This window comes from Acinetobacter sp. YH12098, from assembly GCF_013419235.1.
GTDB classification, from domain to species: domain Bacteria; phylum Pseudomonadota; class Gammaproteobacteria; order Pseudomonadales; family Moraxellaceae; genus Acinetobacter; species Acinetobacter amyesii.
The window spans coordinates 1-14,014 of record NZ_VPAO01000060.1 but is presented as its reverse complement, the minus strand read 5'-3'; the positions used below and the strand labels follow the sequence as shown (position 1 = coordinate 14,014).

General features: G+C 40.9%; 12 protein-coding genes and 1 pseudogene. 6 read left to right on the top strand and 7 right to left on the bottom strand.

Features of this window, described 5'->3' with window-relative positions:
* Positions 1 to 107: 107 nt before the first annotated feature.
* The 4 genes and pseudogenes from FTU38_RS15760 to FTU38_RS15745 all read right to left on the bottom strand — a co-directional run bounded on the left by FTU38_RS15760 (position 108) and on the right by FTU38_RS15745 (position 4,045).
* Positions 108 to 1,029, bottom strand: a pseudogene (locus FTU38_RS15760) (pirin family protein).
* A gap of 25 nt (positions 1,030 to 1,054) precedes the next feature.
* Positions 1,055 to 1,819: a DNA polymerase beta superfamily protein gene (locus FTU38_RS15755; RefSeq protein ID WP_180008741.1), complete on the bottom strand. Its 765-nt coding sequence runs from the start codon at positions 1,817 to 1,819 to the stop codon at positions 1,055 to 1,057.
* Positions 1,820 to 2,071: 252 nt separating this feature from the next.
* Positions 2,072 to 2,443: a hypothetical protein gene (locus FTU38_RS15750; protein ID WP_078192499.1), complete on the bottom strand. Its 372-nt coding sequence runs from the start codon at positions 2,441 to 2,443 to the stop codon at positions 2,072 to 2,074.
* A gap of 192 nt (positions 2,444 to 2,635) precedes the next feature.
* On the bottom strand, positions 2,636 to 4,045 hold the full coding sequence (locus FTU38_RS15745; protein ID WP_180026080.1) for an FAD-binding oxidoreductase: 1,410 nt from the start codon (positions 4,043 to 4,045) through the stop codon (positions 2,636 to 2,638).
* Positions 4,046 to 4,417: 372 nt separating this feature from the next.
* On the opposite strand from FTU38_RS15745, the gene serA reads away from it, so the two are divergent.
* The 3 genes from serA (at position 4,418) to FTU38_RS15730 (ending at position 7,736) form a co-directional block, all read left to right on the top strand.
* Positions 4,418 to 5,650, top strand: coding sequence for a phosphoglycerate dehydrogenase (gene serA / locus FTU38_RS15740; RefSeq protein WP_078192852.1), 1,233 nt, complete (start codon positions 4,418 to 4,420; stop codon positions 5,648 to 5,650).
* Between the two features lie 117 nt (positions 5,651 to 5,767).
* Positions 5,768 to 6,637, top strand: coding sequence for a DMT family transporter (locus FTU38_RS15735; protein ID WP_180111792.1), 870 nt, complete (start codon positions 5,768 to 5,770; stop codon positions 6,635 to 6,637).
* Between the two features lie 220 nt (positions 6,638 to 6,857).
* A complete protein-coding gene (locus tag FTU38_RS15730; protein WP_180093053.1) occupies positions 6,858 to 7,736 on the top strand; it encodes a DMT family transporter in 879 nt (292 codons plus the stop codon).
* An 83-nt stretch (positions 7,737 to 7,819) separates the two neighbouring features.
* On the opposite strand, the gene FTU38_RS15725 is transcribed toward FTU38_RS15730, so the two are convergent.
* From FTU38_RS15725 to truB, 3 genes are all read right to left on the bottom strand, one after another.
* On the bottom strand, positions 7,820 to 8,281 hold the full coding sequence (locus FTU38_RS15725) for a hemerythrin domain-containing protein (protein WP_078192502.1): 462 nt from the start codon (positions 8,279 to 8,281) through the stop codon (positions 7,820 to 7,822).
* A 135-nt stretch (positions 8,282 to 8,416) separates the two neighbouring features.
* Positions 8,417 to 9,190: a TSUP family transporter gene (locus FTU38_RS15720; RefSeq protein ID WP_180111790.1), complete on the bottom strand. Its 774-nt coding sequence runs from the start codon at positions 9,188 to 9,190 to the stop codon at positions 8,417 to 8,419.
* A gap of 26 nt (positions 9,191 to 9,216) precedes the next feature.
* The gene (gene truB, locus FTU38_RS15715; protein WP_180111788.1) at positions 9,217 to 10,125 is read right to left on the bottom strand and encodes a tRNA pseudouridine(55) synthase TruB; all 909 of its coding nucleotides are present in this window, start codon (positions 10,123 to 10,125) and stop codon (positions 9,217 to 9,219) included.
* Positions 10,126 to 10,278: 153 nt separating this feature from the next.
* Here truB and FTU38_RS15710 point away from each other — a divergent pair, with 153 nt between their 5' ends.
* The 3 genes from FTU38_RS15710 to FTU38_RS15700 all read left to right on the top strand — a co-directional run bounded on the left by FTU38_RS15710 (position 10,279) and on the right by FTU38_RS15700 (position 13,707).
* Positions 10,279 to 11,307 (top strand): lipase secretion chaperone, encoded by a 1,029-nt coding sequence (locus FTU38_RS15710; protein WP_180111786.1) that lies wholly within the window; start codon positions 10,279 to 10,281, stop codon positions 11,305 to 11,307.
* 78 nt (positions 11,308 to 11,385) lie between these two features.
* On the top strand, positions 11,386 to 12,330 hold the full coding sequence (locus tag FTU38_RS15705; RefSeq protein ID WP_257222177.1) for a triacylglycerol lipase: 945 nt from the start codon (positions 11,386 to 11,388) through the stop codon (positions 12,328 to 12,330).
* Positions 12,331 to 12,696: 366 nt separating this feature from the next.
* Positions 12,697 to 13,707, top strand: a complete 1,011-nt coding sequence (locus tag FTU38_RS15700; RefSeq protein ID WP_180105658.1) for a triacylglycerol lipase — start codon at positions 12,697 to 12,699, stop codon at positions 13,705 to 13,707.
* Positions 13,708 to 14,014: the final 307 nt, after the last annotated feature.

The window sequence follows — 14,014 nt, the reverse complement described above, 5'->3', positions numbered from 1 at the left end:
CTGATGCTAGTTGGTCTAACACCTTGCAATGTTTGTCTTTTATACGTAATTTAAGGGTTTTCATGTACTTATATTAACAATCAAAACTCAAGGAAAATAGTCCTTAGTTAAATCAAACGACACTTCAGGTCGTGTTGCTTATATCTCTGACCTGAAGGACAGAGTTTTACGCTCCATTTGATAAAGCGGCCTTGTTTTAGGTCCTCATAGGCTTGCATGACTTCAGCAAAATGATTCATCACAAAATAACCGCCCATAGATGGGTTCATTCAAAGGCTGCGCTGATAAATACAACATGTGGCTATCTTCGACTGCCGTCAATTCGACATTTTCACCTTGACTCGACATGACTGCCATATGCTGTGCATTTAACGGTTCATCCGTTTCATTAAATTTCAGTTTGCCTGAGCGTAAATATACCAGCGTGGTATCCCCTTCTTGTGCAGGCAGTGTGATGCTTTGATTGGCTCTGACAAAGACATCAAATACTTGCATAGGCGTATGTGTTTCTGCAGGGCCGTGGACTGTTAAATAATGCCCTGCAATGATCCGTACATAACCTGCATTATCTGCTTCCACTACAGGAATACTGGCTTTGGCTAAGCTCTGATAGCGTGCAGGATTCATTTTATCTTTGGTAGGCAGATTGACCCAAAGTTGCAAGATTTCAAATGCTCCGCCCTGCTGTGCAAAGGCTTGGCTAAAAACTTCTTCGTGTTGTATGCCTGAAGCAGCAGTCATCCACTGCACATCGCCCTCACCAATGACAACGCCTCCGCCAGTCGTATCATGATATTCAAGCTCACCTTTAAACACCAATGTGACGGTTTCAAAGCCTCGATGTGGATGTTCCTGCACACCTTTTTTCAGTTGCGTTGGTTTTAGCACTCCAGGCCCTAAATGGTCGAGCAATAAAAAAGGTGAAACGGTATTGCCCAATTCATAATGAGAAAAAACTGAAGTTACTGGAGCAAAGTCACCGACCGGTGAGCCTGAGTCATTGACGTGGATAAAAGCGAGGGTTTTCATCATACAATTGTATCGAAAATAAATTTTAATCGTAAAAATGCTGTTTTAAACGGAAACTATACTCTGTGAGATAAGACTGTAATTTGTGTAAATCATTGGTTGCTTCTATCGGCTTTTCATTAAGTGCTTCAATTTTATCATTCAGCAATTTTAAAATTTGGGTTTGCTCAGCCAATGGAACTTGTGCCTTTTCTTTTTGCTGTTTTTTAATTTCCAAATAATCTTCTGCCCAATGACGCAATGGATCTTGTGCATCAATCTGTTCAAACAACTGTGTAATCAATAGTTCAGGCATAATTTTTTGTGTAGCCAACTCAGCAGACATTAACCCTCGAATCGAATAGAACACTTTTTTATATGTAAAATTCTCTGCCGTTTGCATAACATTCATACCACCTTTTGCCAGTGATAAATAATGATAATACAAAGCCTTATAATCTATACGCTCAAGTAGACCCTCACGAAAATTCTCCCACTCAGGAAACTGATTTAAATAAATAATATGTGCGCGGACCCATTCCAATACTGTCGGATTGCTCTTTGCCAATAGACCAAACATTTTATTCAAATCAAAAGAGACGAAATCAAAATCACCATCCATGATTTCAATAAGGTCACGATGTTTCCGATAGTCATAATATTGTGCTTTAGACGGGAGATGAAAACCTCGTACATCATAATCACTGTCTGGACTTGCCATGCCCCATAATCGACTGCCACTCTCAATATAAAATAATGGAAATTCATCTCGGTTTTGTAATAATTTTTGGATTTCTTGTTGGATGTTCATAAATTTATGTTTTAGGCAGTGTGACTGTTTTTATACCATTAATATGGCCAAACTGTGGATTTTATAAAACTTTAATTCAACTTTATTTAACATTGATTAAGAAATAAATTAAATAATAAATATGAAGATATATTCAAAATTTGATTTGAATTGTCACGCTAGCTTGTTCTTTCTGAAATAAAAAAGCGCATCAATCGATACGCTTTTTATGAGGCACACATGCCTAAATTCCAACCATAAATCAAAGATTTATTAAGGACACTTCGCCGATTGGAAAGTCTTTGTATTTTTACCACGTTGGCACTGATATTCCTTTTGCGTATTTACACGCTGCCAGTCACCATCCACCAATCTAAAACTATAAATAGTACGAATTGATTTCACCGAATCATCCATCAAACCTGTTTCCGTCACTTTCACCTGCCCCGCATTTGGCGACTCGACACGGTTAAAGTACTGACGAATTTCTACAGTCGACAGCTCTTTACGCAAATCAGGACGTTCTTTTAATACCTGATCGAGTGGCGTAGCAGAAGAACCGACTTTAGACACAATTTTCTGCGTTGTCGCACAACCCGCCAACATCCCCACACACAATGCAGACACAGCAATTAAACGATACATAGAAGCAACTCAAATTTATTATTCAGTCCTATCATGCCGAACATTTGTCCAAAACACTATTTAAGCAATGTAAAAGAAGTAGTCTAGTCCACAAAATCACCGTGCTGTTTCTTATCCATGCACGGCAAAAAAGGCGTTTTATAGCCATAAAAAAACGCATCCGAAGATGCGTTCTAGTACGTCTTTAAAAAATTAAAGATCGAACAATTTACCTGGGTTCATAATCGCATTTGGATCGAATACTTTTTTCAATGCTTTCATATATTCGATTTCTTCTGCTGAACGTGTGTAATCGAGGTAAGGCTTTTTGGTCATACCCACGCCATGTTCTGCTGAAATTGAACCGTCATATTTTTTCACAGTTTCAAATACGTATTTGTTTACCACTTGGCATTTTGCAAAGAATTCATCTTTACTTAAATCCGCAGGTTTCAAAATATTTAAGTGCAAGTTACCGTCACCAATATGACCGAACCAGCAAATTTCAAAGTCTGGGTAATTCGCTTCCACAATTGCATCAATTTCTTTAATAAATGCAGGCACATGTGTAATCAGAACAGAGATGTCATTTTTGTATGGTGTGAACGGTGCGATTGACTCTGAAATGTCTTCACGTAAACGCCATAAGCTGTGTACTTGGTCTAAGCTTTGGCTCATCACGCCATCCAGTACCCAACCTTGTTCCATGCAATGTTCAAAGATTTCCATTGCCGCATCCATGATCGGTTCAAATGGTGCTTCAAACTCAAGTAATACATAGAACGGACATGGTGTTTCAAACGGACGTTGCACATGACCATTGTCCAATACTTTTTGCATCGCAAGCTCACCAAAGAACTCAAATGCAGTCAGGTCGATTTTCTTTTGGAAGGCATGTAGAACAGGCATAATCGCATCAAAATCAGGCACACCGAGAACCAACACTTGTAAGTCATGGGGTTGACGTTCAAGTTTGATTTCAGCTTCAGTCACTAAACCTAGTGTACCTTCACCACCAATAAATAAGTGTTGAAGTGCATAACCAGTCGCGTTTTTGATCATGCCTTTGTTCAAGCGCAGAACGTCACCTTTACCTGTGACCACAGTCATGCCCAACACCCAGTTACGTGTCATACCGTATTTGATGACTTTAATACCACCGGCATTGGTACCAATGTTACCGCCAATTTGAGATGAACCTGAAGATGCAAAATCAACTGGGTAGTACATGCCTTGTTCTTCAGCATAGTTCTGAAGTTGTTCAGTCACCACGCCTGCTTGTACGCGTACCATCCGGTCAGCTGGGAAGAATTCCAAGATTTGGTTCATCTTGTCCATGCTCACCACGATTTCACCGTTGGCAGCCACAGCACCCGCAGATAAACCTGTACGACCGCCACTTGGTGTGATCGCTACATTAAATTGGTTGGCAAGTTTTACAATCTGTTGAACTTGTTCTGTGCTTGAAGGGAAAACGACGACCGACGGGTTTGGATCGAAGTGCTTAGTATGGTCACGACCCCAATTTTGGAGACTATCCGCATCGGTTTTAATTCGGCTTTCGCCAACAATAGCGGTCAATTGGGTCAATAACTCTGGGGTTAAAGCGACTGGAGCATTCATCGTTTTCAGACCTTGCAAGAAGTAAACAAGTTTTTTAAAGGTCCAGACTTCATTCAGTCAAAACTGCGGTAACGCATATTTCAAGGGAAAAAGCCTGAAACAGAGCGCATCAAAATGTCAGGGAATTGGTCATGATGATTTTGAGCGGCACCATTATAAGCTATAACTGGGCTTTTTTTGACAAAACCCAAAGAAAAACGTGGTTTCAAAATGTCACGAGGAATATGACCAAGTTAATTAGACCAAATCTAAAAAATATTGACTCATCATTCGCCAAAATAGCCATGACGTCGGTCATAAAGGAAATGTATATCGGGCGACTTCCTATGCTATTATATGCGCACTAAATTTGGCCTTTGTAGCGGAGCCGTAATGAGCCAACATCTTTCTTTACCTAAAGATAAAATTCGTTTCTTGTTGTTAGAAGGCGTTCACCAAAACGCAATCGACACTCTAAATGCTGCTGGATACACCAACATTGACTACCGTAAAACTGCGCTTGAGGGTGAAGCGTTGAAAGAAGCGGTTAAAGATGCTCACTTCATTGGTATTCGTTCACGTACTCAATTAACTGAAGAAGTTTTTGAAGCGGCGAACAAACTGATTGCTGTGGGTTGTTTCTGTATCGGTACAAACCAAGTGAACTTAAATGCTGCCATGATTCGTGGTATTCCAGTATTTAACGCACCATACTCAAATACACGTTCGGTTGCTGAACTTGTACTTGCTGAAGCGATTCTATTACTTCGTGGTGTTCCTGCAAAATCTGCTTCAACTCACCGTGGTGGTTGGAACAAGTCTGCAGTCGGTTCATTTGAAACTCGTGGTAAAACTTTAGGTATTGTTGGTTACGGTTCGATTGGCTCGCAACTTTCTGTACTTGCTGAAAGTTTAGGTATGCACGTAATTTATTACGATGCCGTAACTAAACTTCCAATGGGTAATGCACGTCAAGTCGGTTCTATGGGTGAACTTCTTGCCAATGCAGACGTCGTATCTCTACACGTTCCAGACGTTCCATCAACTCGCAACTTCTTCGGCAAAGACCAATTTGCTCAAATGAAAGAAGGCGCAATCTTCCTCAATGCTGCACGTGGTACATGTGTCATCATTGAAGATCTTGCTGATGCAATCAAATCTGGTCATATTGCTGGTGCGGCTGTAGACGTATTCCCTAAAGAACCTAAAGCAAACGGTGAAGAATTCGTTTCTCCACTTCGTGGCTTAGACAACGTGATTTTGACTCCTCACGTGGGTGGTTCAACAATGGAAGCGCAAGCGAACATCGGTCTAGAAGTGGCTGAAAAATTCGTTGCTTACTCTGATAAAGGTATGACTTTATCTGCAGTGAACTTCCCAGAAATCGCGTTACCGTTGACTGAAGGTAAACACCGTTTACTTCACATCCACAAAAACGTGCCGGGCGTTCTTTCAAAAATCAACAACTTGTTTGCTGAACACGGTATCAACATCTCTGGTCAGTCTTTAATGACTAAAGGTGATGTGGGTTATCTTGTGATGGACGTTGATGCAACTGCATCTAAAGAAGCATTGGATACACTTCACGAAGTTGAAGGTACCATCCGCGTTCGCGTATTGTTCTAATTTAATTAGACACTGAAGCCACAGCCTTCGGGCTGTGGTTTTTTTATTGTAGTAGACTTTTAAAATCTGGCTTTTGCCAATCTCCCGCTATTCGAGTCATCGAAACAAATTTAGTCTATGCCAAATTTTAAAATTACCCCTGCCCTACAAGCACCACTGATCTTGCTTATTGCCATGATCAGTATGCAAAGCAGTGGTTCTTTCGCCAAATACCTGTTTGGTCAGTTTCCCATCCTGACCGTGTCCGCGATGCGTTTACTGCTCGGTGCATTAATCTTGGCGATTATTTTTAAAGTTTGGCAGATCAATTTTAAACAAGTGAAATGGTCGTCTATTCTGAGCTATGGCTGTGCGCTTGCAGGCATGAATATGCTGTTTTACTTGTCGATTGATCGTCTTCCACTCGGCATTGCCGTGTCTTTTGAATTTATTGGCCCTTTAAGTGTTGCATTATTGGCAGCAAGACGAAAATTCGACTTCGTCTGGGTCGGCCTTGCAATTCTAGGCCTAATTTTACTGTTTCCATTTGATCAAGCAGCACAACGTCTTGACCCAATTGGGATCTTACTTGCCCTCGGTGCAGGTGCGTGTTGGGCACTCTATATCGTGGCAGGTCAAAAACTATCAGGGGTCTCAGGCAATCATACCGTTTGCTTAGGCATGTTCGTCGGCATGTGTGTTCTGATGCCCATCGCAATCTTTGCAGGTATGCCGGCACAGGTGTTTGAGCCAAGTAGTCTGCTGTATTTTATTGCACTTGCGACTTTAGCCAGTGCTTTACCTTTTACTCTAGAAATGATTGCGCTACGTAACATGACTGCGCTGAGTTTCGGTACACTCATGAGTTTGGAACCCGCTGTTGCCGCTCTCTCGGGTTTTATCTTTTTGCATGAACAATTGTTATGGACACAATGGTTGGCATTAGCAGTGATTATCAGTGCTTCGATTGGCTGTACTTATACCACGCAAAAGGCCAAATCAATTTAAATTCAAACCGCCTTAATCTTTTGAAAATATCTCCATTTTTTATTTTGAATTTAAAAATGGTGGCGATTTAAAGACGATTTTTTATATTCAATTTTTTTAAATTCAAAACCTGCAAATTGCATTTCTGCCTCTGAAAAGTCATCAATAATTCAATATTAACCGCTATACTGAGCAGAATTAAAAATTGGGGTACTTTGTTCCCCCCACCACAGCGTGCCGCATGCCAAACTCACAATTATTAGCAGTCGTTTTCATGGTACTTTCCATGATCTCCTATCAAATCAGTGCATCATTCGCCAAGCAATTATTTTTGGTGCTTGATCCACTCAGTGTGACCATTTTACGACTCTGTTTTGCTTCAATTATTATCTGCTTAATGTTTCGTTCATGGCACATTTTAAAACGGCTGTCTTTTTTAAAATGGCGGGATCTGCTCTGCTATAGCGCGGCACTCTGTTTGATGAATGTGTTGTTCTATATGTCACTGGGTAAATTGCCACAAGGCATTGCCGTGGGTTTAGAGTTTATCGGCCCTTTGGGTCTGGCATTGTTATCCATTAAAAACAGCAGTGATTATATTTGGGTCTTTTTAGCAATCTTAGGCATTACCTTGATGGTGCCTTGGGGACAAGCTCATGATGGTAATTTCTCAATACTTGGGGCAGCCTGTGCCTTAGCAGCGGGACTCTGTTGGGCATTCTATATTTTCTTTGGACAAAAAGTGGTACATCAAAATATTGGTATGCATGCGCTAACGATTGCCATCACACTGTCCGCACTGACCTTGCTCCCGATTGGACTATATAACAATGCACCCGCCCTACTCGATACCCAATATTGGCCGAAAGCCTTATTGATTGCGATTTTAGCCACGGCCATACCTTATGCACTGGATTTAAAAGCGTTAAAAATCCTCAGTAAACTTAGTTATGGGACTTTATCGAGTTTGTCGCCTGCATTAGCTGCCATTACAGGTATGGTTCTGCTTGGCGAAAATATTGGGACGTGGCAATGGGTGGCCTTAGTCTGCATTATGTTGGCGTCCGTCGGGGTGACTTTACGTTCCTCTCGCAATACTCCGAGCAGCGTATCAGACTAAATTTTTATATTTATAGTTGAAACAAAAAGACGGTCTCTGCCGTCTTTTTTAATTTGGAATTTGTCCTCAAAACTCACTAATATTTATCCCGTCAAACTGTCTTTATCTGCTTTCTTGTATTTCTTATATTCCGCCAAATATTGTTTGGCTAAACTTTCCTTTTGTTTTTCATCTAAGATTTTACCCGCTTGCTGAAAAAAGCCATGTTCTTCTTCCTGCAAATGATGATGTACCGTTTCAGATAACTTTTTCGCAATTGCCAACCAACCTGGATTACTAAATTCAGTTTCCGTCAGTTGCTCTAATAATTCATCCATCTCATGATGTTCCGCCAATGCATGACGGGTGATGTTTAGGCCTGAATCAGTCATCATTAACGGGATGTAAAAATAACGATCTTCGCCAACAGCATGAGCAAATAACTCATTTTTGAGCAGCTCAAATAAATCTCGACGCTCAGGTGTATCCCCTGATGTTTGAATGAGTTTTTCAGCAAGTTCACGTTGCTTTTCATGACTTTGGCGTAAAGCTTCAAATATATTCATTGTAGTGATGACCTCTGATGCTTAGCTAATTGTGTATTATGAAATTTAATTATTATCCACAACTCAAACGAGTCGCTTATTTTCATACTAATCATTTCATCGACAGAATTCAGCAACGCTCTGTTAAGATTTGTTTTAAGCTTGTCCCGTAAAGGTTTGATAACCCAACCGTACAATCAAAATACTCACCAAAATCAAAAATAGAATTCGAATAAAGCCACTACCGTATTTAATTGCCGCACGTACACCAACGATCGAGCCTAAAATATTTGCTACAGCCATCATTAAGCCTATCGCAAATAACACATGGCCAGTGGGCGCAAAAAAACTCAGTGCTGCAAGGTTGGTGGTTAAGTTGGCGACTTTTGACAAAGCAGAGGCATGCAAAAAGTCTGCTTGTAGATAACGAATAAAAAAGAAGATAAAGAAACTGCCCGTGCCAGGCCCAAAGATACCGTCATAAAAACCAATTACCAGACTACCAAGAGCGGCAAGACCGAGAATTTTAGGGGTCAGTTCTTGGCGTACATGCATCTGACCAAATTGTTTTTTGGCAAAGGTATAGATCGCAATCACGATCAACATGACCAAAACAAAAGGACGTAAGACTTCTTTAGGAATCATTGATACACAGGCTGCTCCCACAAAAGAAGCAACAAATGCACAGCTTGCAATGACCGCAAGTAATTTCCAACGGAGTTTGACTTGGCGTAAAAAAGAATAGGACGCTGAAGCCGTACCAAAGATCGAAGACAACTTATTGGTGCCAAACACCGTCGCCGGAGATAAGTGCGGCATGGCATTCATAATGGCTGGAATTTGAATTAATCCTCCGCCCCCCACTGCTGCATCAATTGCACCGGCAAAAAATGCAAAAAATAAGAGGCTTAAAATAATTTCAATTTCCATAATTTGGCTTCAGTGGCTGTTGATGACTATTCAAGATTTAATACACGTTTTGGTACTAAGCGCTTACGATCGGTAATTTCCGCTAGACCTAAGCAACGTTCCCCATCAAATACCAAAACCTGCGCTTCCGCAGCATGCTCAATATTACTTTCCATGCCACGACTGAAATATTCAGCGCGCCCTTCTGGCGCTTGCACTTTGCAGAAATGATCGACGGGTGAATACACCGGCAGCAATAATGCTTCACGCTCAGCTTCGGTCAGACTCTCTAAATATTCAATGGTATAAGTTGGATTGAGGTCAAAATGCCCTGTTTGCGTACGGTGTAGATAGGTCAAATGTCCAAAAGTACCCAATGCTTTGGCAATATCTTCGCCTAATACACGAATATACGTGCCTTTGGAACAGGTGATGTCGAGTGTAATACTATTCTCATTAAATGATAATAACTCGATGGCATAAATCGAAATTGGACGTGCTTCACGCTCAATTTCTATGCCTTTACGCGCCAACTCGTACAGCGGGCGACCTTCTTTTTTCAGCGCAGAATACATCGGTGGAATTTGTTGGATATCTCCCACGAACTGTGCCAGTACCTGCTGAATAGATGCCTCGGTCAAAACGGGTACGGTTTGTTCCATCAGCACCTCACCTTCTACATCACCCGTCGTGGTGCTTTGTCCTAAAAAGACCGTGGTTTGATAGCGCTTGGTTGAGTCGAGCAAGAAATGTGAAAACTTGGTCGCTTCACCCAAACAAATCGGCAATAAACCTGAAGCCAGCGGATCAAGCGCACCAGTATGTCCTGCTTTTTGTGCACGAAACAACCAACGCACCTTCTGTAAGGCTGCATTCGAGCTAATACCTAATGGCTTATTCAAAAGAAATACACCATGTACAGGACGACGTTGGATCTTAGGAGAGGCTTTTTTCATGTCAAAATTTGGCTAATACAGGAACAGCGCAATGGTAACAACCCACCTCTAACGTTTACAACTCTTCTATGTTTTTATCTGCATTTTATGTCATATTGAGTTCGCATTTAGAACTCTAAAACAATTAAAAACGGAATAAAGGTGCATTGGGATATGCAAAAAAATAAACTTTGGCTCATCATTGCCTTGGTCGTTATCGCAGTTGCTGCATTTATATTTTGGCTGGCGCCAAAAGCATCACAAAATAATCCTTCAGATCAATCGGTTCAACAACAAAATACGCCTTTAGCGCAGGGCGAAAATGCTACAGCACAAGCCACAAGCGGTTCTTCACTGCTCAGTCCAAGTCAACAAGACACGGAAGTTAACTGTCAAATCAGTATGGATGGTTCAAACCGTCTGATCGTGAACGAACAAACACGGAATTGTTTTGAATATTTCATCACTCAATATGGTGAAAAGTCGATAGATCAAATCAAAAAGGATTTTAAAACCTACATTGCACAAGGTCATAAAGAACCTGCGCTATCCCAAATTTATGATTTGTGGGATCGCTATATGAAATATCGTGAACAATTAGGTCATTTACAGCCACCAAGTGACGACAAAGAATCACCACAATATTATCGCTCGATCTATAGCAGCACTCAGAATTTAAGAAAACAGTTCTTTTCTGATTATGAAATTGAAGGTTTATTTGGCAAGGAAAATACCTATCACGAATACACCCTAAAACGTATGGAAGTGGTGAATGACAAAAAACTGTCTGAATCAGAAAAAGCCAAAAAACTAAAAGCTCTGTTTGATGAGCTCCCAGAAGACTGGAAAGAAAATCTGGAACAAATCAATAAACTTGAAGATTTACGCAAACTCACAGCGGACATTAAAGCCCGTGGTGGTTCAAGCGAAGAAATCCATCAAATGCGGTTAAATTTAGTTGGTCCAGAAGCCACTCAGCGCCTTGAAAATCTAGACACCCAGCGCAGCTCTTGGAAATCTAGTGTGAATCAATATCTCACAGAGCGTGACAGTATTGTGAAAAGCAATATGAGTGACAGCGCTAAACAACAAGCAGTACAGCAGCTCCGTAATCAACATTTTAAATCGAAGGAAGATCAGCTCCGCGTCAGTACCTTTGAATCTGTGCATGATCAGGGTGGAAAATTACCTTTCGCAGAATAAGTGCAAATAACAATTTAAAAATAACTTCAATTTCAGGATGAAATGATGAAAAAATCACAAGCTCTTTTATGCGCAATTATGGCTGCATCAGCAGCGATCGCAAATACACAGTCCCAAGCTGCGGCTGGACTCCAACATGTCACCGCCAACAGCTCGGCAAGCTATGCCAAGACCAAATATCCGATTGTGTTTACCCATGGTATGTTTGGGTTTACTCGCATTGGCTTTGACAGCTTTGGCATGGATTATTTTTATCAAATTTTGCCGGATTTAGCCCGCAACGGTGCCAATACCTTTGCTGCCCAAGTTTCTCCGCTAGAGTCGACAGAAGTTCGCGGTGAGCAATTGCTCTCTCAAGTCGAAGAAGTCCTTGCCCTGACCGGACAACCTAAAGTGAACCTCATTGGTCATTCACATGGTGGGCCAACCACACGTTATATTGCAGCGATCAAACCTGAATATGTAGCTTCGGTAACTGGGGTTGCAGGCACTTATCGCGGCTCTCTAGTCGCAGATAAAATTCAAGCCAACAAAACCATAGACTCAATCTTTGGCATACTTGGAGATCAACTTTTAGCACCTATTATTACTTGGGCTGAGGGCAACTCTAGTCTACCTAACAGTGTTGATGCATCACTTACCGCGATCAGTGAAAAAGGTTCGGCTGAATTTAATGCAAAATTTCCAACCGCAGCACTAGCAGCGAACTGTAATCAATCGGGTGCCAAAGTCGACAATGGCGTGTATTACTACTCATGGACTGGTACAGCGCAAACCACGAATGTATTAGATGTATTAGATACAGTGATTAGTCAGCTTGCCCCTTTGGCCTATGGAAATCGTGACAATGATGGTTTGGTTGGACGCTGTAGCACCCACATCGGACAAGTGATCCGTGACGACTACAATCACAACCACTTAGATGAAGTGAATATGGTCTTTGGCCTACGCAGCCTATTTTCACCTGACCCAGTTGCGCTCTACCGCCAACATGCCAATCGTTTAAAATTACAGGGACTTTAACTCAAAAGTTAGTTCCCTTTCAGCACTGAACAGGACGTCTTTGGACGTCCTTTTTTGTTTACAATTTTTTTATTTGTACGCATTAAACAATTTATTTCAATAAGTTCTTAAATGATAACAACTAAAATAAACGATAAAAATAAAAAACGAATGTATATAAATATACTTGTCACCTCAACGCCGTCCATGTCCTAAAATGACATGGAATTTCAAACCGAGCATGAAAAAATGACAAGGCATCTTTGTCTATTCAAACTCTCTAAAATCAAAGATATGGCCTGGCCAATCACAAAGATGTTGCTTAAAAACAGAGAGTATTTTCATTATTAAAAAGTAATAAAAACAACATCAGATCAAGGAACATTTATGCGATCTTTAGTAAACACGGCCAAGATGGCCTCTGTAGCTGCAGTTGCAGGCTTAGCGATGAGTATATCGGCAAGCACTCAAGCTGCGCCTAGCGTCCTCCAGGTGAAGGAAACGGTAAAATCTGACTACGCAAAAACCAAATATCCAATTTTAATGGTGCATGGTTGGCTCGGTTGGTCACGTATCGGTACCGACACCATTGGACTGGATTATTGGTACCAAATCTTGCCAGATATGGCACGAAATGGCTCAACCGTATTCGCAGCGCAATTATCTCCTGCAAATACCACAGCACATCGTGGTGAGCAGTTAATTGCACAAGTTGAAGATGTTTTGGCTATTACAGGGAAGCCAAAACTTAACTTAATCGGTCACTCTCATGGTGGTCCAACTGTATTGTATGTTGCTCAAACAAAACCACAGTACATTGCGTCTATTACAGGTGTTGCAGGTACCTATCACGGCTCTAAAGTAGCGGATGATATTCAAGGCAACTCACTTTCTCGTACTGCCTTCAATATTTTAGGTGATTATATTGTCGGCCCACTGATTGCTTTAGGTCAGGCAAAACCTGAGCTTGAAATTGATTTCGATGCTTCTATGAAATCATTATCACAAACAGGTTCTGCTGCATTTAACAGTACAGTTGCAAAATCTGCTGTAGCTGACGGTGTTTTGGCATCTTCAGAAAATTGCAGCAAAAACTTAAAGCAAGTCGACAGCAAAGGCATTCAGTACTATTCATGGACCGGTGTTGCGCAAACCACAAATCTACTTGATATCGATACGATCCTAATGCAACTCGGGCCATTGTCGTATGGCAATAAAGACAATGACGGTATGGTTGCACGTTGTAGTGCTTATATCGGTAAAGTCATTAACGATAGCTACAAACTTAACCATACCGATTTAGCCAATATGATGTTTGGCTTAACAGGGCTATTTGCACAAGATCCTGTGGCGCTGTACCGTCAACATGCAAACCGTTTAAAACTGCAAGGACTTTAATTCTTATCGTTGAAATTTAAATGCAATAAGGGGGCTTCGGCCCTCTTATTTACTTTAATCGATCTGATAAATCATGCTCTTTTATTTTGTTACATTTAGCGTCACAGTTAATCTCTTTCAATTTGCAACAGGTGGTCTTTATTGCTTTATTAGAAATGACAATAAATATTGTCATAAAACAATAGGGTCTGTTGACATTTGTTGATTAAAAAAATAGCGAGATAGTAAAATTAAATCGCCAAACCCAATTTTACACTCGCTATGCCTCGAACAATGCTAAATGATCAACACTGGTCCAAGTTACTTG